The 25,076-nt window shown below is 59.3% G+C and carries 23 protein-coding genes; 20 read left to right on the forward strand and 3 right to left on the reverse strand.

What is annotated here, in order from left to right; translation table 11 throughout:
- Positions 1 to 127: 127 nt before the first annotated feature.
- Complete coding sequence (locus ACQZ6D_RS03895) at positions 128 to 805, forward strand: alpha/beta hydrolase (RefSeq protein WP_003507952.1); 678 nt, start codon at positions 128 to 130, stop codon at positions 803 to 805.
- 73 nt (positions 806 to 878) lie between these two features.
- Here ACQZ6D_RS03895 and ACQZ6D_RS03900 read toward each other — a convergent pair whose 3' ends face one another.
- Positions 879 to 2,000: an anhydro-N-acetylmuramic acid kinase gene (locus ACQZ6D_RS03900; RefSeq protein ID WP_065702419.1), complete on the reverse strand. Its 1,122-nt coding sequence runs from the start codon at positions 1,998 to 2,000 to the stop codon at positions 879 to 881.
- Between the two features lie 150 nt (positions 2,001 to 2,150).
- On the opposite strand from ACQZ6D_RS03900, the gene tyrS reads away from it, so the two are divergent.
- A complete protein-coding gene (tyrS, locus tag ACQZ6D_RS03905) occupies positions 2,151 to 3,404 on the forward strand; it encodes a tyrosine--tRNA ligase (RefSeq protein ID WP_065702418.1) in 1,254 nt (417 codons plus the stop codon).
- A 45-nt stretch (positions 3,405 to 3,449) separates the two neighbouring features.
- Here tyrS and ACQZ6D_RS03910 read toward each other — a convergent pair whose 3' ends face one another.
- Positions 3,450 to 6,833 carry a YhdP family protein gene (locus tag ACQZ6D_RS03910; RefSeq protein ID WP_065702417.1) on the reverse strand — a complete coding sequence of 1,128 codons (3,384 nt, stop codon included), beginning with the start codon at positions 6,831 to 6,833 and terminating at the stop codon, positions 3,450 to 3,452.
- Between the two features lie 118 nt (positions 6,834 to 6,951).
- Here ACQZ6D_RS03910 and ACQZ6D_RS03915 point away from each other — a divergent pair, with 118 nt between their 5' ends.
- The 14 genes from ACQZ6D_RS03915 to ACQZ6D_RS03980 all read left to right on the forward strand — a co-directional run bounded on the left by ACQZ6D_RS03915 (position 6,952) and on the right by ACQZ6D_RS03980 (position 19,706).
- Positions 6,952 to 7,419 carry a peroxiredoxin gene (locus ACQZ6D_RS03915; protein WP_065702542.1) on the forward strand — a complete coding sequence of 156 codons (468 nt, stop codon included), beginning with the start codon at positions 6,952 to 6,954 and terminating at the stop codon, positions 7,417 to 7,419.
- 14 nt (positions 7,420 to 7,433) lie between these two features.
- Positions 7,434 to 8,264: a ferritin-like domain-containing protein gene (locus ACQZ6D_RS03920; protein ID WP_065702416.1), complete on the forward strand. Its 831-nt coding sequence runs from the start codon at positions 7,434 to 7,436 to the stop codon at positions 8,262 to 8,264.
- Positions 8,265 to 8,353: 89 nt separating this feature from the next.
- The gene (locus tag ACQZ6D_RS03925) at positions 8,354 to 9,670 is read left to right on the forward strand and encodes a peptidoglycan DD-metalloendopeptidase family protein (protein ID WP_038491369.1); all 1,317 of its coding nucleotides are present in this window, start codon (positions 8,354 to 8,356) and stop codon (positions 9,668 to 9,670) included.
- A gap of 219 nt (positions 9,671 to 9,889) precedes the next feature.
- On the forward strand, positions 9,890 to 11,404 hold the full coding sequence (locus ACQZ6D_RS03930) for a DEAD/DEAH box helicase (protein ID WP_019567097.1): 1,515 nt from the start codon (positions 9,890 to 9,892) through the stop codon (positions 11,402 to 11,404).
- A 32-nt stretch (positions 11,405 to 11,436) separates the two neighbouring features.
- The gene (locus tag ACQZ6D_RS03935; protein WP_065702415.1) at positions 11,437 to 11,856 is read left to right on the forward strand and encodes an NUDIX domain-containing protein; all 420 of its coding nucleotides are present in this window, start codon (positions 11,437 to 11,439) and stop codon (positions 11,854 to 11,856) included.
- Positions 11,857 to 12,741: 885 nt separating this feature from the next.
- Complete coding sequence (locus tag ACQZ6D_RS03940; protein ID WP_065687399.1) at positions 12,742 to 13,821, forward strand: ABC transporter substrate-binding protein; 1,080 nt, start codon at positions 12,742 to 12,744, stop codon at positions 13,819 to 13,821.
- 132 nt (positions 13,822 to 13,953) lie between these two features.
- Positions 13,954 to 14,631 (forward strand): ribulose-phosphate 3-epimerase, encoded by a 678-nt coding sequence (gene rpe / locus ACQZ6D_RS03945; RefSeq protein WP_003515995.1) that lies wholly within the window; start codon positions 13,954 to 13,956, stop codon positions 14,629 to 14,631.
- A gap of 61 nt (positions 14,632 to 14,692) precedes the next feature.
- Entirely contained in the window at positions 14,693 to 15,229 is a 537-nt protein-coding gene (locus tag ACQZ6D_RS03950) for a hypothetical protein (protein ID WP_013636387.1), read from the forward strand.
- A 107-nt stretch (positions 15,230 to 15,336) separates the two neighbouring features.
- Positions 15,337 to 16,644, forward strand: coding sequence for an adenylosuccinate lyase (purB, locus tag ACQZ6D_RS03955; RefSeq protein WP_025593893.1), 1,308 nt, complete (start codon positions 15,337 to 15,339; stop codon positions 16,642 to 16,644).
- A gap of 69 nt (positions 16,645 to 16,713) precedes the next feature.
- Complete coding sequence (locus ACQZ6D_RS03960) at positions 16,714 to 17,277, forward strand: alpha/beta hydrolase (protein WP_003516000.1); 564 nt, start codon at positions 16,714 to 16,716, stop codon at positions 17,275 to 17,277.
- Between the two features lie 183 nt (positions 17,278 to 17,460).
- Complete coding sequence (purC, locus tag ACQZ6D_RS03965) at positions 17,461 to 18,225, forward strand: phosphoribosylaminoimidazolesuccinocarboxamide synthase (RefSeq protein WP_003516002.1); 765 nt, start codon at positions 17,461 to 17,463, stop codon at positions 18,223 to 18,225.
- A 55-nt stretch (positions 18,226 to 18,280) separates the two neighbouring features.
- Entirely contained in the window at positions 18,281 to 18,523 is a 243-nt protein-coding gene (gene purS / locus ACQZ6D_RS03970; protein WP_003495372.1) for a phosphoribosylformylglycinamidine synthase subunit PurS, read from the forward strand.
- Between the two features lie 20 nt (positions 18,524 to 18,543).
- Positions 18,544 to 19,215, forward strand: a complete 672-nt coding sequence (gene purQ / locus ACQZ6D_RS03975; RefSeq protein ID WP_003516005.1) for a phosphoribosylformylglycinamidine synthase subunit PurQ — start codon at positions 18,544 to 18,546, stop codon at positions 19,213 to 19,215.
- 83 nt (positions 19,216 to 19,298) lie between these two features.
- Positions 19,299 to 19,706 (forward strand): hypothetical protein, encoded by a 408-nt coding sequence (locus ACQZ6D_RS03980; protein ID WP_019567095.1) that lies wholly within the window; start codon positions 19,299 to 19,301, stop codon positions 19,704 to 19,706.
- Between the two features lie 132 nt (positions 19,707 to 19,838).
- On the opposite strand, the gene ACQZ6D_RS03985 is transcribed toward ACQZ6D_RS03980, so the two are convergent.
- Positions 19,839 to 20,144, reverse strand: a complete 306-nt coding sequence (locus ACQZ6D_RS03985; RefSeq protein WP_003516008.1) for a DUF1127 domain-containing protein — start codon at positions 20,142 to 20,144, stop codon at positions 19,839 to 19,841.
- Between the two features lie 93 nt (positions 20,145 to 20,237).
- On the opposite strand from ACQZ6D_RS03985, the gene ACQZ6D_RS03990 reads away from it, so the two are divergent.
- The 4 genes from ACQZ6D_RS03990 to ACQZ6D_RS04005 all read left to right on the forward strand — a co-directional run bounded on the left by ACQZ6D_RS03990 (position 20,238) and on the right by ACQZ6D_RS04005 (position 24,953).
- Positions 20,238 to 21,656 carry an aminotransferase-like domain-containing protein gene (locus tag ACQZ6D_RS03990; protein ID WP_003516009.1) on the forward strand — a complete coding sequence of 473 codons (1,419 nt, stop codon included), beginning with the start codon at positions 20,238 to 20,240 and terminating at the stop codon, positions 21,654 to 21,656.
- A gap of 107 nt (positions 21,657 to 21,763) precedes the next feature.
- Positions 21,764 to 22,354, forward strand: a complete 591-nt coding sequence (locus tag ACQZ6D_RS03995) for an acyloxyacyl hydrolase (RefSeq protein ID WP_003516010.1) — start codon at positions 21,764 to 21,766, stop codon at positions 22,352 to 22,354.
- 114 nt (positions 22,355 to 22,468) lie between these two features.
- A complete protein-coding gene (gene purL, locus ACQZ6D_RS04000; protein ID WP_003516011.1) occupies positions 22,469 to 24,703 on the forward strand; it encodes a phosphoribosylformylglycinamidine synthase subunit PurL in 2,235 nt (744 codons plus the stop codon).
- Positions 24,704 to 24,719: 16 nt separating this feature from the next.
- Positions 24,720 to 24,953, forward strand: a complete 234-nt coding sequence (locus tag ACQZ6D_RS04005; RefSeq protein ID WP_003516012.1) for a BolA family protein — start codon at positions 24,720 to 24,722, stop codon at positions 24,951 to 24,953.
- Positions 24,954 to 25,076 lie beyond the last annotated feature (123 nt).

The raw sequence follows: 25,076 nt of genomic DNA on the forward strand, positions 1-25,076 counted from the left end.
GAGTGCTTAAGCACACGCAAAGTTTCGAATTATTCTAAACTGCGTTCTAGAAAAGATGACACAGTTCGTCAAGTCTTCTCGTCGGAAGAATGCGGTTGGAGAATGAAAAAACACGACCGGAGTACCAATGCCCGAAGTCATTTTTAACGGCCCTGCGGGTCGCCTCGAAGGCCGTTATCAACCCTCCAAGGAAAAGAGCGCGCCGATAGCGATCATCCTTCATCCGCACCCGCAGTTCGGCGGCACGATGAACAACCAGATCGTTTATCAGCTCTTCTATCTTTTCCAGAAGCGCGGTTTCACGACGCTCCGGTTCAACTTCCGCTCCATCGGCCGCAGCCAGGGCGAGTTTGACCATGGCGCCGGCGAGCTTTCCGATGCCGCATCCGCTCTCGACTGGGTGCAGAGCCTGCATCCCGATTCGAAAAGCTGCTGGGTCGCCGGTTATTCCTTCGGCGCCTGGATCGGCATGCAGCTTCTGATGCGTCGCCCGGAAATCGAAGGTTTCATGTCGATTGCGCCGCAGCCCAACACCTACGACTTCTCTTTCCTCGCCCCCTGCCCGTCTTCCGGCCTCATCATCAATGGCGACGCCGACAAGGTCGCGCCTGAGAAGGACGTCAACGGTCTGGTCGAAAAGCTGAAGACCCAGAAGGGCATCCTCATCACCCACCGCACCCTTCCCGGCGCCAACCACTTCTTCAACGGCAAGGTTGATGAGCTGATGAGCGAATGCGAGGACTACCTCGACCGCCGCCTGAATGGCGAACTGGTTCCGGAACCGGCCGCGAAGCGCATTCGGTGATTTAGGAGCGCAGCTTAGGTCATTGTTGATCTACCTACAATGATCGACGGCGGGCTTGGCTCGCCGTCGTCTATTACGCCCTGACCAAAACCCCACCCGTAACCGGCTCATTCACACCGGTCGTCCCCGGATATGTTAGCGGCAGCCCCTTCAGCGATCGCACCGCCAGATACGCCCAGGCCTCCGCCTCCATCGCCCCGCCGTCGAACCCCGCCTCTTCCGCCGCGATTACCCGCGCACCCTGCTTGGCAGCAAGGCTCGCAAACTCTTCCATGATAACAGGATTGAGCCGCCCGCCGCCGCAGATCACATAGGTCTTAGCCGCCTCCGGCAGATAGCTCGCCGATTTGAGGATCGCGGTACCCGTCAGATGCGACAGCGTGCGTGCGCCGTCCGCCAGCGAAACCTCGCCCTTTTGCGGCGGCACGAAATCGCTGCGGTCAAGCGAGCGGCGGATATTGGCCGAGAAGAACGGACTTTCCATGTAGCGCGTCACTAGAGAGGCAACGACGCTGCCGCCCGCCGCCGTCCTGCCGCCCTTGTCGAAGGCTTTGCCCGTATGCGCCTCGATCCACTGGTCGATCAGCATATTGCCGGGACCGCTGTCGAAAGCCGCAAGCCGCCCTCCCTCGCCGATATAGGTGAGATTGGATATGCCGCCGATATTGACGAAGACGGCGGGCGTTTCGAAGCCATCAGGCAGATTGGCGGAGAGCGCCATGTGGTACGCAGGAATGAGCGGTGCGCCCTGCCCGCCATGCACCATGTCGTTGGCACGCATGTCGTAAACCACATCGATACCGGTTTCCTCGGCCAGAAGCGCGCCGTCGCCGATCTGCACGGTCAACGCCTCATCCGGCCGATGCAGCACCGTCTGGCCATGAAAACCGATCACGTCGATATCGCTGGCTTCAAGCCGGTGGCGGTGGAGGAAGGATTTGACTGCCGCCGCATGGGCAAGCGTCAGCTTGCGTTCCGCATCCGCGAGGTCACCCGGACGCTCGCGCCGTTCGCGAATGGCTTTGGCCGTAACCAGCGCCTTCTGCCACGTGGCGCGCAGGCCCGGATCATAGGGGAAATAACCGCTCGGCCCATGCCGGACCACGTTTTCGCCATCCGTGCGCAACAGGGCGATATCGATGCCGTCCATCGACGTCCCGCTCATCAGCCCGATTGCCGTTTTGACCTCGCCCACGCGCTGCTCCCTTTCAATATCGAATCATGCGGAGATGAATCGCCGTTATTCATGGCCGAAACGGGTGCACTTTTCAAAAAACAATGGTAAAGCCCCCCGCGTTCATTGACAGACAATGACGGCAAAGGTCCAACCAGAAAGAAAAAGGTTATGTCCAGGTTCAAGTCCGATTTCCTCCGCACGCTCGATGAGCGCGGCTTCATTCACCAGATCTCCGACGAGTCGGGTCTCGACGAACTGTTCGCCAAGGAAACCGTGACCGCCTATATCGGCTATGACCCGACGGCCTCCAGCCTGCATGTCGGCCACCTCACCCAGATCATGATGCTGCACTGGATGCAGAAGACCGGTCACCAGCCGATTTCGCTGATGGGCGGCGGCACCGGCATGGTTGGCGATCCCTCCTTCAAGGAGGAGGCCCGCAAGCTGATGACAATCGACATGATCGAGGACAACATCACCTCGCTCAAGCACGTCTTCGCCAACTACCTCGATTACGATCGCGCGGAAAATCCGGCGCTGATGATCAACAATGCCGACTGGCTGCGTGGGCTCAACTACCTCGAATTCCTGCGCGACGTCGGCCGCCACTTCTCGGTCAACCGCATGCTGTCCTTCGACAGCGTGAAGACGCGCCTCGACCGCGAGCAGTCGCTGTCCTTCCTCGAATTCAATTACATGATCCTCCAGGCCTACGATTTCGTGGAGCTGAACCAGCGTACCGGCTGCCGCCTGCAGATGGGCGGCTCTGACCAGTGGGGCAACATCATCAACGGCATCGATCTAGGTCACCGCATGGGGACACCGCAGCTCTATGCGCTGACCTCCCCGCTTTTGACCACCTCTTCGGGTGCGAAGATGGGCAAGTCCGCGTCCGGTGCCGTCTGGCTCAACAAGGACCTGCTGCCGGTCTATGATTTCTGGCAATACTGGCGCAACACGGAAGACGCGGACGTGGTTCGCTTCGCGAAGCTCTTCACCACGCTGCCGATGGATGAGATCGCACGCATCGCCGCCCTTGGCGGATCTGAGATCAACGAGGCGAAGAAAATCCTCGCAACCGAAGTCACGGCCATTCTGCATGGCCGTGCCGCTGCCGAAGAAGCAGCCGAAACGGCGCGCAAGACTTTCGAGGAAGGCGCGCTTGCTGAAAACCTGCCCTCCATCGAGGTTCCGGCATCCGAACTCGATGCCGGCGTCGGCGTCCTGTCGCTCATCGTCCGCGCTGGCCTTGCCGGCTCGAATGGCGAAGCCCGCCGTCACGTTCAGGGCGGCGCGGTAAAGATCAACGACAAGGGCATATCCGACGATCGCCAGATGATCGGTTCCGCCGAGATCACCGGCGATGGCATCATCAAGCTTTCGGTTGGCAAGAAGAAGCACGTTCTCGTTCGCCCGGCGTAACACCCGCGCAAATCATCAGATGAAGGGCCGCGGAAGCGGCCCTTTTTATTGAAACTCGAAAATCTGCCTGAAGACGCCCGGCGCTATCAGTGACAGCGGGTTTATAGTCAGCTTCGGCTGGTCCGTCTGTCCGGAAAGCTTGAAGGTAATGCCGAGCAACCCGCGGTCGCGGCCGTTGCCGAGGAAGATGCCGATGAAAGGCAACTCGCCGAACAGCCGGTTCAGGCCATAGGCGGGCATAAAGGTGCCTGTCATGTCCATACGGCCGTTCTGGTCTTTCAGCAGGCCCTGGAAGGTCGCACCGATCTGTTCGCCGCGCACCACGCCGTTTTCCACCGCAACCGAGCCGTTGACGTAAACGAGCCGGGCAAAACCGCGCTGGAATTTCTCCGAGCTGACATCGATATTGCGGCGGACCGCCGTGTTGAGGCTCCGGCCGTCATCGCCCGTCGGCGTGGCGACGATATCCTGAAGCTTCGCTTCGTTGACAACGGCGAAATTGCGCAGATCGAGCGAACCGCTCCAGTCGCTGCCGTTGACGGTCGAGAGTGCGAGATTGAGAAGACCACCGCGAATGCGGGTGTAGATATTGGTGAAACGGGCAAGAGAACCGGCATCGCTGCTGGTAAGCGTCACGGTTCCCGTCGCGCCGCGATTGGTCGTCTGCGCCACAACCGCCTGGCCCCTGCCGGTGACGCCGCGAAAATCAACCGAACGGACCTTGCCGTCACGCACACTGACATCGGCACTGACATTGGAAAGGATCTCGTCGTTGAAGCCGTAGACCTTGTCGAGTTGCGCCTTGATGGCAAGGGACGGCTGCGAACGCGATGTGCCGTCACCTGCCCCTGAGGAACTGCGAAGCTTTGAGAGGAAAGGCCGGAGATCGGCCGATTTTCCCGAAGCGTTGATGCTGTATCCGTTTTTGGAGGCAGTGACGGCGACGGCGTAATTGTCGGAAGGTGACAATTGCACGCGGCTGAGATCGGCCGAAATCAGCCCGTTCTTGGTGAAGGTGACATCTCCGGCAGCGCCGAAGCCGTCCCCGGTTAGGGAGAAATCACTGATCGTCGTGCGGCCATCGCTGCTTTCCAGGGTAAAGGTCGCTTTTGCCGGAATACCGACGCCCTTGCTCCATCCAAGCCCCGGCAGAATGATAGACGCCTTCGCCAGATCGAGCTGTATCTCCTGACTTTTCGTATCCGCGCCATCGATTTCCACAACGGTCGTGCCGCCAAGAACCGTGGAAAGCTCCGGTGCAAGCTTGGCGACCTGCGTCTCGTTCAGGGTTGCTTTCAGCGACAGCGTTGGAGCAACGTCGCTGTTCTTGCGCACCGGCTCCGTCATCTCGATAGACATCGGCACATCGTCCACCCGGCCCTTGCCTTCAAGCTTGAGCTGCCGGTCGTTGATGGACATGAAACCGTCAAGCGCGGTCACCTTGCGGCCGGCAAACGGCTTTGTCAGCGACAGGTTCTTCAGATCGAGATCGGCCGTCCAAACCGGCGGCGGTGGATTTTGGCTGGAAAGCATGCCGACGGTCAGCTTTGCATTCGCCGTCACGTCGCCGGTGAAGTCATCCGGTTTGAACTGCGTATCCTTGAGCGCATTGATAGGCTTCAGCGTCGCAAGCTCCGCCACGGCATCTGCCGAGCCCGAAACGTTCAACTCGAGATTTCCAAGCAGGGGCTTTGCATAGACGTCGGACATGGAGAACCGGCTGTCCTCCAGCGCAAGCGACCGATTGGAGGCGAAATAGGATGTCGCGTTCTTGAGATCGACATTCATCCGACCGCCGACGAGATTGAAATGCGCATCAACGTCGCGCAGCGGCGGAATGTCGCCGGTAGTATTGAGACGCGTACCGTCGATATCGAAGCGGATCTGCATTTCGCTCTCGCCCAGCACCAGCGGGCAACCGGGACCGCACATCCGTCCCTGAGGAATGAAGATCGCAATCGAGCCGTTCGTGACCGTGCCGCCATAAAGATTGGAGACCACCCACTCGCGCGGCTTGTGCGCCATCCAGAACGGCCAGAGCTGCTTGACCGCCGTGGCCTCCATCTTGGGAATCTGCCCGGCAAAACTGATTTCAGGCGAGCCCTGGCCGAAGCGGATTTTCAGCGAGCCTGCCATGTCTCCAAGCGGGCCGGTAACGTATAGCGAGGGAACCTCGAGCTGCCTGGTCGCGACATTGAATTGCCCGTCCGCCTTCAAGCTGAAAGGAACGGGGTCTTCGCCAGAGGCTTCGGCCGAGGCAACCGCATTGTCGATCCGCAGCGAAAGACCGAAGCCCTCTTGGGTATCCGTGATTTCCCCAGTGACCGGAATAGCCGTTCGCCCAAGGTCGATCCGCGAATTCCCAATGACAAGACTGTTTTTCTGAAAATCGTAGCGCGCGTTGACGGTGCCGGCCGTGAAGGGCTGAGCCTCGCCGCCGATAAGAAGCATTCCATTGCCCATGCCGAGCGAGATTTCCAGCCGCGGCTCATGTCCGGGCATGGAACGCCGGGCGAGGATGCTGACACCGGTCTTGACGTTCAGCCCCTCATGAAGATTGCCTTCAGGATCGAATTTTTCCAGAAAAGGACCGATGTCGAAACCGTCGATGCGCGCGTCGAAACCGTCGATCACACCGCCTGATCCCGATGTCTTTAGCGACAGGCTCGCGATTTCGCCGTTAAACAGCGTTTCACCCTCAAGCGAATATCCGCCCTGCTGGTCAGGGGTCAACGAAAGTTCACGCACTTCGACGACGCGTGGCTTGCCGGCTTCGCTCGGTGGCAAGTGGATCGAAACGCTGGAAATATCGATTTCCTCGGTTCCGCTGCTTAAAAACGCCTGCGCCAATTTGTCTAGCTGGGAAAACGCCGCCTGCAACTGCTGCGGCACCGCGTCCAGCCGGATGCTGGCGAGATCGAAACCGTTACCCTTGGGCAAAAGGGCCGTATCGAGTTCCATCCCGTCGGCCTCGAGGCTTTGCACGGAGACGCGTCCGGTCAAAAGCGCTAGCGGATCGAGCGCCATGCCGATAGCCCTTGCCCGGCTCAAATGCTGGCCGGATTCCTTCTCGACGATATCCACATCCTCGGCCACCAGCGCAAGCCGCAGCCCGGTCGAGAACCTGATGGCCGAAGAACCGATTCGCGCGCTGTAGTGGGGTCCGAGCGCCCGTTCGAGCGCCTGCTGCGCCTGGCTGGAAAGGGCATTGTCGATCGATCCGGTTTCGACGGAGACAATGATGCCGCCGATGGACAGGAAGGCCAGTACGAAAAGAGCAGCGAAAATCTTGATGAGAGCACGCGCCATGGAGCGCGGCGCCGGGCAATGCACGATGAGAGGATCTTCGGCCTGCGCCGAAGGAAGATCATGCAGCGCAACGATATCGCGCTTGCTGAACTTGACCTTTTCACCCCTTACTTCAGCCATACGCCCGTGTTTGCCCCTGAATAGCTTTTGTTTCGCCTCAACACTGGACGACGCCCGGTTTCGCTATATATCGAATGTGGCGACTTTCACTCAACATCCCGGCGAAAGAAAGATGATTATGACAGAACTGACGATTGGCAGCCCTGCCCCGGATTTTACTTTGCCCCGCAACGGTGAAGGAACGGTGACATTGTCCGGCCTGCGAGGCAAGGCGGTCGTTCTCTATTTCTACCCGAAGGACGACACATCCGGCTGCACCGCCGAAGCGATAGATTTCAGTGCCCTTGGCGCGGAATTCGAGGCCGCCAATACTGTCGTCATCGGCATTTCCCCTGATAGCGTCAAAAGCCACGACAAGTTTGCTGCAAAGCACAAGCTTTCGGTGATGCTGGCCGCCGACGAGGAACAGAAGGCTCTTGAGGCCTACGGCGTCTGGAAGGAAAAAAGCATGTATGGCAAAAAATACATGGGTGTCGAACGCACCACCGTCCTCGTAGCACCTGACGGTACGATCGCGGAAATCTGGAACAAGGTGAAGGTTCCGGGCCACGCACAGGCCGTTCTCGACGCCGCACGGAAGCTCTGAGAGACGCCCCTGTCGTGACGCCCACCTTCAGGATCATCTCGCTGCGCGGCGGCGCCACCGAGGCGATTGCCTGCGCCGATCTCGACAGAAAAACCGCACTGGCGCAGGAAACGGCGACACGATGGTTCGAGCGCCGCCTGTCGCTGCGCTCCCCCCTAGATCCACCCCTGCCCGAACGTCCGGGCAGGCCGGATAAACCGGAACTCGTTCCGCCGACCGCCGTGGAGCGCCGCTCCCTCCACAGCGTCAAGGGTCGCATAGCGCTGCTGCACGCCATCGCCCATATCGAGCTGAACGCCGTTGACCTCGCGCTCGACATCGCCGCCCGTTATGCCAGCGAGCCGGTGCCGCATTCCTTTTTCAACGGCTGGATGCAGGTTGCCTTCGAGGAGGCGAAACATTTCCGGCTGGTGCGGGAAAGGCTGCGAAACCTCGGCGCGGATTACGGCGATCTGCCCGCCCATGACGGGCTCTGGCAGGCGGCGCATTCAACCCGCAACGACCTCACCGCGCGGCTCGCAGTCGTGCCGCTCATCCTCGAGGCGCGCGGACTGGACGTGACGCCCTCCCTGCAGGCGAAGATGCGCGAAACCGGAGACCTTGAAAGCGCCGCCGTTCTCGATGTCATCTACAATGACGAAAAGGGCCATGTCGCCATCGGCGCCAAATGGTTTCGCTTCCTGTGCGCCCGTGAAAAGAAGGACCCGGCAGCAACCTTCAGACAACTGGTACGTGCCAATTTCCGCGGACCGCTGAAACCGCCCTTCAACGACCTCGCCCGCGCCGAAGCCGGGTTGACGCCATCCTTTTACCGCTCCCTCACCGCTGTCAGCAACAGCGGCTGACGCCCGCAGCCCGGCGCATGGTGCAAAACTTCGTTAACCTTAACGAAGTATGATTTCCTGTGAGAAATCGGCCAGTCCGGAGAGAGATTTTGACTGATACAGCGGAAAACCGGGTATTCGGCAAAAAGCGGCAGCAGCACGTTCTGGTGCTGGCAAGCGGTGACAAGGTCCGGCACATGACGATCCGGCCTTGGATGACGGCGCTTGCCGGCTGCACGATCGGCCTTTTCTCGCTCGGTTATCTGGGCGCCACCGGCTATCTCATCCTGCGTGACGACCTGATCGGCGCGACCATGGCGCGCCAGACCCGCATGCAGCACGATTACGAAGACCGTATCGCCGCGCTGAGGGCGCAGGTGGACCGCGTTACCTCAAGACAATTGCTCGACCAGCAGGTGGTTGAAAAGAAAGTGGAAAAACTGCTGCAACAGCAGGCGGCACTCACGTCCAGACACGGGCGGATGAGCGAATTGCTGGAGCGCGCGGAAAATTCCGGCATCGCCGCCTCCACGGCCACGGCCCCCATTCCAACCGCGCCCTCCTCGCTCTCGAACGCGATGGCACCGGAAAAACGCGCCGATCTGACAGGTGGCCTCTCCGCCATAGAAAATCTGATGGCGCCCCGCCCGTCGCAGCCGGAAAAGCCAGCCGGAACCGACAAGCGGGCGTCCTATGTGCCCGAAAACGGCGAAACGCCTTCCGACCGCGCCGACCGCGTGTTTTCCAAGGTCACGCTGTCGTTGAAGGATATCGAACGCCAGCAGATATCACGGATCGCCAGACTGACCAGCGACGCCGAGGACAAGGCGAGCGCGATGCAGGATATCATCCGGCAGGCGGGTCTGAAAATCGACGAAAGTGGCACGGACGGTGTCGGCGGCCCCTATGCGGACCCGCAGGGGAATGAAACCGATCCCTTCAATATGTCTCTGACCAATCTAGACAATGCGCTCAACCGGCTGGATATCGTGAAAGAAACCGCAACCGCCCTGCCCTTTGGCAATCCGGCCCCCGGCAGGGCGATCACCAGCCGATTCGGAAACCGGCTCGACCCGTTCCTTGGACGGCCTGCCTTACATACCGGCATCGATTTTCGCGCCGAAACAGGCGCCGACGTCAAGGCGACGGGCGCTGGAAAGGTGACGGTTGCGGAAAATTCCGGCGGCTACGGCAATATGGTCGAGATCGATCACGGCCAGGGCGTATCGACGCGATTCGGCCATCTCTCCACCATTCTGGTCAAAGCCGGCGACAAGGTGGAGGCCGGCGACATCGTTGGCCGTGCCGGCAGCACCGGCCGCTCCACCGGTCCGCACGTACATTACGAGGTCCGCCGCAACGACACGCCTGTTGATCCGATGCGGTTTCTGGTCGCCGGGGCCGAGCTTAAAACCTATCTCAAATAGCAGTCCGATTTTAACGCTTTTTTCGCCCTTTTTGCGATAAATCGCCCGAAACCGCGTCCAAGGCTCAAAAGCCTCGCCAACGTCTCGCCGTTTCGCGCGCATTTCCGGTTGTTTCCTTGACTTTCTGGCAATTTGGGCATATCCCCGCGCCAAGTCTTTGCAAGTGTCGCAGCGGCACGCAGGTATTCTTACCGAACCAGAACGGAAAAAGTTCTTCCTTTGACAACATTCTCTGATCTTGGCCTGAGCCAAAAAGTTCTTTCCGCTATTGCAGATGCCGGCTACACGACGCCGACACCCATTCAGGCTGGCGCAATTCCGCCCGCTCTCGAAAAGCGTGATATCTGCGGTATCGCACAGACCGGCACGGGGAAAACCGCATCCTTCGTTCTGCCGATGCTCACACTGCTGGAAAAAGGCCGCGCACGCGCAAGAATGCCGCGCACGCTGATCCTCGAGCCGACCCGCGAACTGGCGGCACAGGTAGCCGAAAACTTCGAGAAATACGGCAAGAATCACAAGCTGAACGTCGCCCTTCTGATTGGTGGCGTTTCTTTTGAAGATCAGGACCGCAAGCTTGAGCGCGGTGCCGATGTTCTCATCTGCACGCCCGGCCGCCTTCTCGACCATTGCGAGCGTGGCAAGCTCCTGATGACCGGCGTTGAAATCCTCGTGATCGATGAAGCCGATCGCATGCTGGATATGGGCTTCATTCCCGATATCGAACGCATCGCCAAGATGATTCCCTTTACCCGGCAAACCCTGTTCTTCTCGGCCACCATGCCGCCGGAAATCCAGAAGCTTGCCGACAGGTTCCTGCAAAACCCGACCCGTATCGAGGTTGCCAAGCCCTCCTCCACGGCAAAGACCGTTACCCAGCGCATCGTCGCTTCGCACAACAAGGACTATGAGAAGCGCGCTGTCCTGCGCGATCTCGTCCGTGCCGAAGAAGCCGAACTCAAGAACGCGATCATTTTCTGCAATCGCAAAAAGGACGTTGCCGACCTCTTCCGTTCGCTGGATCGTCACGGCTTTTCCGTTGGCGCGCTGCATGGCGACATGGACCAGCGTTCGCGCACGACCATGCTGCAGAACTTCCGGGACGGTCAGCTGACGCTGCTGGTCGCTTCCGACGTTGCAGCCCGCGGTCTTGATATTCCCGATGTCAGCCACGTCTTCAACTTCGACGTTCCCATTCATGCCGAAGACTATGTCCACCGCATTGGCCGTACCGGTCGTGCTGGCCGTTCGGGCAAGGCCTTCACCCTCGTCACCAAGAGCGATGCGAAATATCTCGACGCGATCGAAAAGCTGATCACCGAGAAGGTCGAATGGCTGAACGGTGACCTGTCCTCCCTCCCCGCGCCCATGGAAAGCTTTGAAAGCAATACCGGCCGCCGGGGCACCAAGGAACGTGGCGGCAGAGGCCGCGACAGAAACCGTCGCGATGCACCTGCATCGCCGGTAGAAAACATCAATCAGGGTGCACAATCCACCACTGTGGATACGGACATCGCGGCTCACGGAGAAGACAAGGTGAAGGCAGAACGCAGACCGGAAAAGACCCCGCGCAATTCCGAGCGCAACAGCCGCAACCTGAACCCGCTGCACGCCAATGACGACAACCGCGACCGTCGCCGCCATTACCGTGACCATGACGATGGCCCGACGCCTGTTGGTTTCGGCGATGACATTCCCGCATTCATGCTGATCGTGGCCAACGCCAAGGGCTGAACCCCGATGGCCTGACGCAGGAAACAATACGCATGACGCCGACGATCAAGCCAGGACAAGATTTTCCAGGCGTCGGCGTTGGGCTCGCCATATTGCGTGATGGCCGCCTGCTTTTATGCCGGCGCTTGAAAGCGCCGGAAGCCGGATACTGGAATATTCCGGGCGGCAAAGTCGATCACCTTGAATCATCCCTCGCCGCAGCACGGCGAGAAGCTGAAGAAGAGACCGGGCTGACAATCGGCAAGGTCGAATTTCTCTGTCATAGCGAATATATCAATGTCGCAGACCGGCACCATTGGGTCTCGCTGATCTTCGTCACCTGCGACACGCAGGGTGAGCCGGTACTGACAGAACCGGACAAGCTTTCCGATATCGGCTGGTTCGACCCCGATAACCTTCCCGAACCCATCTCCGCCTTTGCAAAAGACGCGCTGGCTGCTCTGACGAAATAAAGCCGCATAGCGGACGGAAACGGCATCAGCGCTGAGCGGCGTGGGCTTTTCGCGGCACTCAACGGCGTCTTGAGCTACACTAAAAACAGGCCTCGCCTGCGACAGACGCGACGCTCCTGCGCGATTTGCTTTCGGAAAACCCAATGCTGGAAGAATATCTTTTCGGGAAGCGTTTTGAATGCAATTTAAAATTGCTTAAATTAGCATCAAATAAAAAACCGCCCCGGTTGCCCGAAGCGGTTTATACGTAATGAAAATAATAGAATATAGAATGTAATATAGTTTGGCAGTGCTTAAGTTCGGAACACTTCCGAGGCTTGTTACAGCCAATTTCAGTCGTCCCCTGAAACACCTATATCTAATCTAACCATTTACTTTTCGTCAAGCAGATCTTCTCGCAAATGCGAAAAAAACATGGCAAAGCACAAATAAAGCGCAGAGAAATATGTATATTCTCTTTTTAAATCAATAAATTAGATAAGTGGAAATAAAATGTGCATTTTATTGGGGTGCACTATAAAAGGCAAAATCGCAAACCCGCCCTTATAAAACTGTGCTTATACGCACTGCATGTTACAGTTTTATAAAGTAAAAATGCTCTAAACCATGACGAGCAGTACTTCCGCTCTTATGAAATTACAGAGTGAATTGCCGACCTTAAAAAAGATGAATCTCGGCAAAAAATAATCGCGCGCGATCACATTGAATATATACAACCATAACGCGTCATTGCAGACTGTTGTTTCAAATTGGATGAGTTGCGATCAAAACCGCCGTGCAGTGAACGATGATGTGCGATTATGATGGGTATCAGCGATTTTTCCTTTGGAAAACCAGTTGTTGCCGATAAACATCAAACCGGGACAACAGGATTTCGCGCACGTCATGCTTTCACTTCGCCTGCTAACGATCATCGCCGGTTTTGCCTTTGCGGGCTCAGCATGCGCGGCGTCGATCGGCATCGTTGCCCCACAGAACGGCCCATACGAACTGCTGGGGCAACAGGTCAGGCAGGGCGCGAAGGCCGCGGCCGCCAAGCTCGGGCTAGATGTCGTCGAAATCCATGAAAGCTGCGAAGACGGCAGCGGCGGCGCGATTGCCGATGGTCTCGTGGCCGCCAAGGTCAGCGCGGCAATCGGTTTTTTGTGCACGGAAACGCTTCAGGGCGTTCTGCCGCCTCTGAAATCAGCCGCCATTCCAGCAATCACGCTTTCCAGCCGTGCCCCGATCCTGATGGAAGACGCTCTGAAATATAGCTGGCCGCTTTTCCGCCTAGCGCCATCGGACAAGGCCGAATCGGACCGGGCCTCAGAAATCATCCTGCGCGACTGGAAGGGACATTCCATTGGGCTCGTGGATGATGGCACGATCTTCAGTCGCGATCTGGTAGATCGCATCCGTTCGGCGCTGGAGGAGAACGGGCTGAAACCGACACTCACCGATACGCTGCGCCCGGCACAGGAGCAACAGGTGGCGCTTGTACGCCGGCTGGGGCGCACCGGCATCACCCATGTGTTCATCGGCGCGGAACGCAACGACGTCGCGATTGTCGCCAGAGACGCCGGCTCCGAAAACATTCCGCTCACCATCATGAGCGGCGACGCCATGAATGCGGCAAACAACCCCGTGCCACTTGCGGCAAATGTGCTAGCGGTCACGCGCCCGGCCTATGACACATTGCCTTCGGCACAGGCCGTCGCCGGCGAATTGCGTGCCGCCAATATCGAGCCGGAAGGTTACGTCCTTCCCTCCTATGCGGCTGCGGAACTGACTGCGGCGCTTGCCGAAGCAGCCCAATCCCAAGGGAAACCCGCACCGGAGATACTGGCGAACGGTACCGTCTTCAAAACCGTGCTCGGCGATATCGCTTTCAACCCTTCGCATGAGCTTGCAGACAATCCCTATCGCCTGCAGCGCTGGAACGGCCAGCGTTTCGAACAGGCGGACAAGGCCGAAAGACAATAGGTGAAGCCGGTATCGCTGGAAATTCAGTAATCCGCGGCTGAAAACCGGCGGCAACCGCGCGACAAGCCGTTTCAAACCCTGATACTTGATGCTAAAGGCAGCTTACGCAACGCGTCGAGAGGAGTTTGCCCCATGTCCCTGCCCATCCGGATTGCACCGTCCATTCTGGCGTCCAATTTCGCCAAGCTGGGACAGGAAGTCGCCGATGTGACGGAAGCGGGCGCAGACTGGATCCACCTCGATGTCATGGACGGCCATTTCGTGCCAAACATCTCCTTCGGTCCTGACGTCATCAAGGCGCTCCGCCCGCACAGCAATGCCTTTTTCGACTGCCACCTGATGATTGCCCCCGTCGATCCCTACCTCGAAGCCTTCGCCAAGGCCGGCTGCGACGGCATTACCGTCCATGCGGAGGCAGGCCCGCATCTCCATCGCTCACTCCAGACCATCCGCACGCTCGGCAGGAAGGCCGGCGTGACGCTCAACCCCGCCACGCCGCTTTCGGTCATCGAAAACGTGCTTGACGATGTCGATCTCGTGCTGATCATGAGCGTCAATCCCGGTTTCGGCGGACAGAAATTCATTCCGGCCATGCTCGACAAGATCCGTGCGGCAAAGGCCATGATCGGCGACCGGCCGATCGAACTTGAAGTGGACGGCGGCGTGACGGCGGAGACAGCCGGCGCCATCGTCGCAGCCGGTGCCAACGCACTGGTGGCCGGTTCGGCCGTCTTCAAGGGCGATGGTGTCGCAGACTATCGCAAGACGGTTTCGTTGTTGCGCTCGGTGTCGGAAGCCGCCCGGTCCTGACCCGCCACAGCAGCCGGATACACCGGAGACGGGACGGCAGGGCGTTTGGGTGGGGGCTTTGATGAACAGCGACCGGCGAAATTTCCACGACGTCATCCCGGCAGCGCTGTTTTCGCTCCTCGCTCCGCTTGTCTGGGCCGCCATCTCGGCAGCCACCGCTACCCTCGGCCTCTATCTCCGCAACCGGCTGGAAACCGATCATGCCGCCGATATCGCCGTGCTGTTCTTCTTCGGCGGTCTCCTGGGCTGGCCGCTGGCCATGGTTGCCTTGCGCTTCCTGCCCGCATCCACCAGCCTGCCGCTGCGTTTTGCGGCAAGCTGCCTTGCCATCGCTTTTTTCACGATCGCGGTCGCGGCGGCATTTTTCGCGCTCCAGTACCGCATCTTTTATGCGCAATGGCACGCGCCGGCATTTTCCCGCATCTGGTTTTTCCAGCAATTTTTCACCTCGCTTGGCGCGATCTACCAGTTCTGCATTCTCGGCCTCGGCCTCTATTTTCCTTTTGCCGCCATTCCGCTTGCGCTGGCAGGCGCCATCCTTTGCCGCCGTGCGCACAGAGCGCCACGCGTCCGTTCGGACGTACACCGGACGCTCTAGCATTTTGAATGTACGCATCGAGCCGATGCGAAGGCTTGATAGATTGAGATTCGCGGAACACTTTGCTAAACGGGCAGCAAAATTCCTCCACAAAGAAAGTCATTGCCATGATCCCTCGTTACTCCCGGCCGGAAATGGTCGCCATCTGGTCGCCGGAAACAAAATTCCGCATCTGGTTCGAGATCGAGGCGCATGCCTGTGACGCGCTGGCCGAACTCGGCGTCATTCCGAAATCGGCCGCACAGACCATCTGGGAAAAAGGCGGCAGCGCGACTTTCGACGTCGCCCGCATCGACGAGATCGAGGCCGTCACCAAACACGACGTCATCGCCTTCCTGACGCACCTTGCGGAATTCGTCGGTCCCGACAGCCGCTTCATCCATCAGGGCATGACCTCGTCCGACGTGCTTGACACAACCCTCAACATCCAGCTCGTCCGCGCCGCCGATCTGCTGCTGGCCGATATGGACCGCGTGCTGGCGGCGCTCAAGACCCGCGCTTTCGAACACAAGAACACGGTACGCATCGGCCGCAGCCACGGCATCCACGCCGAGCCGACCACGATGGGCCTGACCTTCGCCCGCTTCTACGCCGAGATGCATCGCAACCGCGAGCGTCTCGTCAATGCGCGCGCGGAAATCGCCACGGGCGCGATCTCCGGTGCTGTCGGCACCTTCGCCAATATCGATCCGCGCGTCGAGGAACATGTCTGCGCAAAGCTCGGCCTCGTGCCCGAGCCGGTCTCCACGCAGGTCATCCCGCGTGACCGCCACGCCATGTTCTTCGCCATCCTCGGCGTCATCGCCTCGTCGATCGAAAACGTCGCCATCGAAATCCGCCACATGCAGCGCACCGAGGTTCTGGAAGCGGAAGAGTTCTTCTCTCCCGGCCAGAAGGGTTCGTCGGCCATGCCGCACAAGCGTAACCCGGTTCTCACCGAAAACCTCACGGGCCTTGCCCGCCTGGTGCGCATGTCGGTCGTTCCCGCGCTTGAAAACGTGGCGCTCTGGCATGAGCGTGACATCAGCCACTCCTCCGTGGAGCGCGCCATCGGCCCCGACACCACAGTCACCCTCGATTTTGCGCTGAACCGCCTTGCTGGCGTCATCGAAAAGCTGGTGATCTATCCCGACAACATGCTGAAGAACATGAACAAGTTCCGCGGCCTCGTGCACTCGCAGCGCGTTCTTCTGGCGCTGACGCAGGCCGGCGTTTCCCGCGAGGACGCCTACCGTCTGGTGCAGCGCAACGCCATGAGGGTCTGGGAACAGGGTGCGGATTTCCTTGAGGAACTGCTGGGCGACGAGGAAGTGCGCGCCGCCCTTCCCGAAAGCGTCATCCGTGAAAAATTCGACCTCGGTTACCACACCAAGCATGTCGACACGATCTTCGCCCGCGTCTTCGGCAACGCCTGAGGCGAGGCTCCCGAAGTTAATGCCATCGCGACCTTGATCGCGACGGCATGAAACCACAGATATGGGCCCATGAAAGTTTCAGAAGCAGATATTCTCATCGTACCGGGTTACACCAATTCCGGTCCTGACCACTGGCAGACACGCTGGGAGCGCAAGCTTTCGACAGCGCGCCGCGTCGAGCAGGCTGAATGGTCAAAACCGGTGAAGGAAGACTGGATCGCGCGGCTGGTGGAAGAAGTTAACGCCTCGACCAAGCCCGTTGTCATCGTCGCCCATTCGCTGGGTGTGCCGACCGTCATCCACGCCCTTCCGGAAATCGGCAAGAAGGTTGCAGGCGCGCTTCTGGTGGCGCCGCCGGATGTCGCCAATCCCGATATCAGGCCGAAACATCTGATGACCTTCGGTCCCTATCCGCGCGATCCATTGCCGTTTCCGGCAATCACAATTGCCAGCCGCAACGATCCCTTCGGATCCTACGAACATGCCGACGATATTGCCGCGGCCTGGGGTGCCATGTTGGTGGATGCAGGCATGTCCGGCCATATCAACGCCGAGTCTGGCCATGGCCCCTGGCCCGAGGGTGGCATGGTATTTGCCCAGTTCCTGAGCCGCCTCAAGGTGAACGAGCCCTGACCATCGCGGCCAGCCGCTGAAGCCGGTCGATTTTCGGCCGGGCAACATTCTTCCGCCCGACACAAGAATTGAAGGGAAGATATGCGAGCCGCATTGTAGAATGCACTCTTTTCCTTTATGGGACCGCTCAAAGACAGAAACGCAACGCCACCAGAATCGGCGTGAACCAAGAGACCTGCCATTATGAACCGTCGCCGCCGTATTTACGAAGGCAAGGCCAAGATCCTCTACGAAGGTCCGGAGCCAGGCACGCTTATCCAGTTCTTCAAGGACGATGCGACTGCCTTCAACAAGAAAAAACACGAAGTCATCGACGGCAAAGGTGTGTTGAACAACCGGATTTGTGAATATGTCTTCACCCATCTGAACAAGATCGGCATTCCCACACACTTCATCCGCCGCCTCAACATGCGCGAGCAGTTGATCAAGGAAGTCGAGATGATCCCGCTCGAGATCGTCGTGCGCAATGTCGCCGCCGGCTCGCTGTCGAAGCGACTCGGCATCGATGAAGGCGTGGTTCTGCCGCGCTCCATCATCGAGTTCTACTACAAGTCCGACGAGCTGGAAGACCCGATGGTCTCCGAAGAGCACATCACGGCCTTCGGCTGGGCCAACCCTGCCGAGCTTGACGACATCATGGCACTGGCAATCCGTGTCAACGACTTCCTGTCCGGCCTGTTCTTGGGCGTCGGCATCCAGCTGGTCGACTTCAAGATCGAATGCGGCCGCCTGTTTGAAGGCGACATGATGCGCATCATCCTCGCCGACGAGATTTCGCCCGACAGCTGCCGCCTGTGGGACATCGAGACCCAGAAAAAAATGGACAAGGACCTTTTCCGCCGCGACATGGGCGGCCTCGTGGAAGCCTATTCCGAAGTGGCACGCCGTCTCGGCATCATCAATGAAAACGAACCGATCCGCGGCACCGGCCCTGTCCTGGTAAAGTAATTTCGGCCTCGTGAAACAATATCGGCCTAGCAAGGTAAAATCAGGAGAAGATCAGGTGATCAAGGCACGGGTGACTGTTACGCTGAAGAACGGCGTTCTCGATCCGCAGGGCAAGGCAATCGAAGGCGCGCTCGGCAGCCTCGGTTTCGGTGGCGTCGGCCATGTCCGTCAGGGCAAGGTCTTCGATCTGGAGCTGGAAGGTGCAGACAAGGCCAAGGCCGAGACCGACCTGAAGGCGATGTGCGAAAAGCTCTTGGCCAATACGGTTATCGAAAACTACTCTATCGCCATTCTCTAAAGCCGCAGGAGCCGCCGACCATGAAATCCGCTGTCGTCCAACTTCCCGGCCTCAACCGCGATCGCGACATGATCGCGGCACTCACGAAAATCTCCGGCAAGGCGCCCGTCACCATCTGGCAGACGGAGACGACTATCCCGGATGTCGACCTGATCGTCATTCCGGGCGGTTTTTCCTATGGCGACTATCTTCGTTGCGGTGCGATTGCTGCACGCATGCCGGTCATGCAGGCCATTCGCGAAAAGGCTGAGCAGGGCGTCAAGGTTCTCGGCGTCTGCAACGGCTTCCAGATTTTGGTCGAAGCGGGCATGCTGCCGGGCGCGCTGATGCGCAACGCCTCACTGAAATTCGTCTGCCGCGAAGTGAAACTCGAAGTCGTCAACAACGACACCGAATTCACCCGCGCCTATGACAAGGGCCAGGTTCTGCGCTGCCCCGTCGCCCACCACGATGGCAACTATTTCCTCGATACGGATGAGCTTAAGTCCGTCGAAGACAACGGTCAGGTCGTTTTCCGTTATGCAGATGGCACCAATCCGAACGGTTCGCTGAACGACATTGCCGGCGTCATCAACGCCAAGGGTAACGTTCTCGGCATGATGCCGCACCCGGAAAACCTGATCGAAGCTGCCCATGGCGGCAATGACGGCCGTGGCCTCTTCGCCTCGGCGCTTGGCGTTATCGCAGCCTGACAAGCGGGCGGGCCATGCGCCTGCCCTCTTCCCGATGATGCTTTTTATGGCTCCAGTTTTTGGCCCTTACCTTGGATGACGCGATGAAACGCCTGCTCCGTTCCCACGCCCCGAAGGCCGCTGGATTGCTTCTCGCCGCAGCAGCGCTTGCTGCGTGCCAGCCCAAGCCGCAACCGGCATCGTCCTCCGCATCCCGTGCGGCATTACCGACGATGGAGCGAATCGCGCTTGGCGCCAATGCTTGCTGGTTCAAATCGGGCGATCCGGCGTTCAAGGCCTATCGCCTGGCGCCCGAACTCAACTCCTTCTCGGGCCGTCCGCGCATTCTGCTCGTACCGCGCAACAGCCCGGAATCGCGCCCGATGCTGGTTATTCAGGCAGAAGGCAACCCGGCAAAGCTCGACGCCTTCGGCCCCGTTATGAACGAAGCCATCTCCGGCCGCATCGCAACCGACGTCAAACGCTGGGCGAATGGCGGCAAGGGCTGCTGATCGGGCAAAACTGCGCTAAAAGCCGGCCAAATACAAAAAAGACCCGCCGACGCCGGTTGGGACTGGCGTGGCGGGCCTGCCGAATGGCTGTTCAGGCACCGGGGAAAGATGGCGCCGCTCTCCGGCAGAAAATCAAAGCGGCCGCGACGGCCATGAAAACAGCTGCGATCTCGCGGCCTCCTTCAAGGCCTCGTCCCGCGTAACGCCGATATCGTCCAGAAGATCGTCGGACAATTCCCGCAAGGCAAGCCGTCCCTGACGTTTGCCATGCCAGTTGGACAATCCCGCAATCAGGCGGCCAATAAGCGTGTGAGCGATCCGGGCCGGAAAGGGCGACGGTGCGACCATGTCGCCGGTATCGCGGAACACGCGTTCCCGTTCGTAGCCGTCAGGATAAAGCGTATCCGCTGTCGAAAGGTATTGATCCATCTTGCGCATATTGCACCTATTGTCTCCGTGCGTTTGATCTCATTGACTGCATCCGATGAATACAATTGACTTGCGGATAGATACAATGCATAAATTGTCACCATGACAAATTGGCTTCCCGATATCACCGAGGGCAACGGCCCCATCTACCTTCGCCTCGCGGACAAGATCGAAGGCGCAATTTCGGATGGCATCTTGCAGGCCGGGTCGAAATTGCCGCCGCAACGCAATCTCGCTTTCGATCTGGGCGTTACAATCGGTACAATCAGCCGGGCATATGCCCTCATCCACGAACGCGGCCTCGTCAGCGGCGAAGTCGGCCGTGGCACCTATGTCAACGAGCGTAAGGCTGCCGCCCCGTTATCACGCGTGGAACCGACGGCATCGGCATTCGGCGGCACGCGCTACGCGGTGGACACCAGCGCCGAATTCCGCCTGAACACCACCGCTGCTCCCGATGTCGGACAGAGCGCACTGGTCAGCAAACACGTCGAGGCCGTGACGAGAGAGCATCCGTTCGAAATTTCCAACTACACCCGCTCCTTTCCCGACAACTGGTGCATGGCGGGCGTTCGCTGGCTTTCCCAGAACGGCTGGTCGCCGAAACCGGAAAACATCGTTTCGACGCTTGGCGCACATGCTGCGGTGATGAGTGTGGTAACGGCAATGACCGCGCCGGGCGACCGTATCGTTTTCGAACCCCTCACCTATTCCCATATCAGCCGCAGCGCCGCCCTTGCCGGACGGCGGGTGACACTGGTGGAAGTGGATGAGAAAGGCATTATCCCCGATGATTTCGAGCGCGTTTGCGCCCAACAGCATCCAAAAATGATCTTCCTGATGTCGGCGGGCCAGAACCCGACCTGCGCCACCCTGCCCGAGGAGCGGCGGCGGGCGATCGCCGATATCGCCCGCAGATACGGCGTATGGATCGTGGAGGACAATCTCTATGGCGCCATGACGCGGGATGCGATCCCACTCATTGCGGAATTCGCGCCCGATCTTACCTTCGTTGTCGGCGGCCTGTCGAAATCCGTTTCCGCCGGCGTCAGGGGTGGCTGGGTCGCCTGCCCGGCGCAATTCGCCTCGAGAATTCGCATTTCGCATTCGATGATAACCGGCGGACTGCCGTTTATGCTGGCCGAACTGAATGCACGCCTCGTCAACAGCGGCGACGCAGACGACATCCGCAAGGACTGTATCGCCGAGATCAACCAGCGCGAGGCCCTCGCCAGACGCATCTTTGCAGGGCTGGAATTCAACTCCCTGCCAGACATCGCCTTTCTGTGGCTGAGGCTGCCTGAACCGTGGCTGTCTGGAACCTTCCGCAGCGCTGCCATGAAGGAAGGTGTGCTGATAGACGACGAGGACGAGTTTAAGGCCGGGCGCACGGAGAAGGTTTACCACCGTGTCCGCATCAGCCTTTCCGGGCCGTCAAACCAGGAAGAACTGAAGCATGCCCTTGGTATCCTGCGGCATTTGCTCGACAATGGTTCAGCCGGCTACGAAAGCGAGGCGTGAGCGGGAACGAGTCTTTCCTGCAACACGCCCCCTAATTCAGTAACTCATTATTTACCACGCCGACGAATCTGCCATCCTTTCCCTACTTCGGAGCGGGGAATGATTCGATGGCAGCATTCAGTTCCATATCCGCCAGGGCATTTGTTGCTCTCGCGATGGTTTTCGCAGCATGTGTGTTGAGTGACATGACGCCGGCCGCCGCCGCAGACGGCACGGTGTTCGATGAATTGCGTTTCGGGGTCACAACCTCGCTCGCCGATCGCAATGGTGGCGGCGAAGATGGTGTCTTCCCGGCTTTCACTGCCTATTTCGATCCTTTCGCGAGCGCCTCGGCGGTCACCTTTGGCGAAAAACTTGCCCGACCGCGTCTGCATCTGGGTGCGGAAATCGGCACCGAGGGCGAAGCAAATACCATTTACGGCGGTATCAACTGGACCTTCGATCTCAATCCGAAGATTTTCGTCGACCTCGGCTTTGGCGGCCTGTGGCATGACGGCAGGCTGAGAAATGGTCCGGGCGAAACTGGCGCGGAATTCGGTTGCCGCGTGCTTTTTCATGAATATGCCGCCATCGGATATCGCTTCAACAGCAACTGGAATATTTCGACCCAGATCGAACATGCCTCCCATGCCAATCTGTGCGACGGCCCCAATGACGGGCTGACGCGTGTCGGACTTATGGTCGGCTACAAGTTCTGAATAACCCAACAAAGCAGCGTTTTGCTGGCAAAACTGCGCATTTTCCTGTCGCACGGAGAGGCCTCTTGCGCTAAAGAACCGGAAACTTTCCTCGGCTCGAACCGCGTGAGACCTATGTCGATTCCAAACTCCATCAAGATCACCCCGGAACTCGTTGCATCCCACGGGCTGAAGCCCGACGAATACCAGCGTATCCTCGACCTGATCGGACGGGAGCCGAGCTTTACCGAGCTTGGCATTTTCTCGGCCATGTGGAACGAGCACTGCTCCTACAAGTCCTCCAAGAAATGGCTGAAGACCCTGCCCACCACGGGCCCGCGTGTCATTCAAGGCCCCGGCGAAAATGCCGGCGTGGTGGATATCGATGATGGCGACTGCGTCGTCTTCAAGATGGAAAGCCACAACCATCCGTCCTACATCGAGCCCTATCAGGGTGCGGCAACCGGCGTCGGCGGCATCCTGCGCGATGTCTTCACCATGGGCGCACGCCCGATCGCAGCCATGAATGCGCTACGTTTCGGCGCACCCGACCATCCGAAGACCCGCCACCTCGTGGCTGGCGTCGTCGCCGGTGTCGGCGGTTACGGCAACTCCTTCGGCGTGCCGACCGTCGGCGGCGAAGTGGAATTCGATCCCCGCTATAACGGCAACATCCTCGTCAACGCCTTTGCCGCCGGACTTGCCAAGTCCGATGCGATCTTCCTTTCGGAAGCCAAGGGCGTCGGCCTGCCGGTGGTGTATCTCGGTGCGAAGACCGGCCGCGACGGCGTCGGCGGCGCGACCATGGCCTCTGCCGAATTTGATGAGTCGATCGAAGAAAAGCGCCCAACCGTTCAGGTCGGCGACCCCTTCACCGAAAAGTGCCTGCTGGAAGCCTGCCTCGAACTGATGAAAACAGGCGCAGTCATCGCCATTCAGGACATGGGTGCCGCCGGCCTTACCTGCTCGGCCGTCGAAATGGGCGCCAAGGGCGATCTCGGCATCGAACTTGATCTCAACGCCGTACCGGTGCGCGAAGAGCGCATGACGGCCTACGAAATGATGCTGTCGGAAAGCCAGGAGCGCATGCTCATGGTTCTCGAGCCCTCCAAGGAAGAAGTCGCCAAGGCGATCTTCGTCAAATGGGGCCTGGACTTCGCCATCGTCGGCAAGACCACCGACGACCTGCGTTTCCGCGTGCTGCACAATGGCGAGGAAGTCGCCAACCTTCCGATCAAGGATCTCGGTGATCAGGCTCCGGAATACGACCGCCCGTGGACGCCCGCCAAGGTTCAGGCTCCGCTTGCGGAGAACGACGTTCCTGATGCAGACATTGCCGACGCATTGGTGTCACTGGTCGGTTCGGCCAACAACTCCTCGCGCCGCTGGGTCTACGAACAGTATGACACGCTGATCCAGGGCAATTCCCTGCAGCTGCCGGGTGGCGATGCCGGCGTTGTCCGCGTTGAAGGCCATGACAAGAAGGCGCTCGCCTTCTCCTCCGACGTGACACCGCGTTATGTCGAGGCAGACGCCTTTGAAGGCGGCAAGCAGGCCGTGGCCGAATGCTGGCGCAACATCACCGCAACCGGCGCTTTGCCGCTCGCGGCCACCGACAACCTCAATTTCGGCAATCCGGAAAAGCCCGAGATCATGAGCCAGCTCGTCCATGCCATCAAGGGCATCGGCGAAGCCTGCCGCGTACTGGAATTCCCGATCGTTTCCGGCAACGTCTCGCTCTACAACGAGACCAACGGTCAGGCGATCCTGCCCACCCCCACCATCGGCGGCGTTGGCCTGCTGAAGGACTGGGGCCGTATGGCGCGCATCCGCTTTGCCGCCGCGGACGAAGTCGTGCTGCTGGCGGGCGCGCCTGCCGGTCTTGGCACCCATATTGCCCAGTCCGTCTACATGCGCGACGTGCATGGCCGCATCGATGGCCCGGCACCGCATGTCGATCTGGAAGCTGAAAAGAGAAATGGCGATTTCGTCCGCGCCCTTATCGCAGACGGTCTTGCCACAGCGGTTCACGACTGCTCCTCGGGCGGCCTGGCTCTCGCGGTTGCCGAAATGGCAATTTCCTCCGGCATCGGCGCGACGATCGACGCGGTCGAGGGCCATAATCCCGTCCTCACCTTCTATGGCGAAGATCAGGGCCGTTATGTGCTGACCGTCAAGAAGAGCGATCTGGATGAAGTGCGCGCGGCAGCGAAGGCAGCGGGCGTTTCCTGCCCGGCGATCGGCGTCACCGGCGGCTCAAGCGTAAAGCTGGGCACGGCACGCGCTATCGAGATTAAAGAATTGCACTTGGCCTATGAATCGTGGTTCCCTCAATTCATGGATGGCGAAACTCTAATCGCCGCAGAATGAATTAAGGAGATACACCATGCCCATGAAACCCGGCGACATTGAAGACATGATTAAGGCGGGAATTCCCGGGGCAAAGGTCACGATCCGCGATCTGGCCGGTGATGGCGATCATTACGCGGCGGAAGTCGTCGCGGATGCTTTCAAGGGCAAGACCCGCGTGCAGCAGCACCAGATGGTCTATGACGCGCTGAAGGGCAATATGGGCGGTGTTCTGCACGCCCTTGCCCTGCAGACCTCGGCTCCCGAATGACTGCGCCCGGAAAAGCGTCTCCGGCAGGACGGTTTCACTGTCCTTGCCGCGGCAACGCTTGAAGCCATGGATTGAAAAAGGCCCGCGGGAGACTGTCACGCGGGCCTTTTCTTTTCCGGCAAA

The organism is Agrobacterium sp. 22-3639C2 (assembly GCF_053522105.1).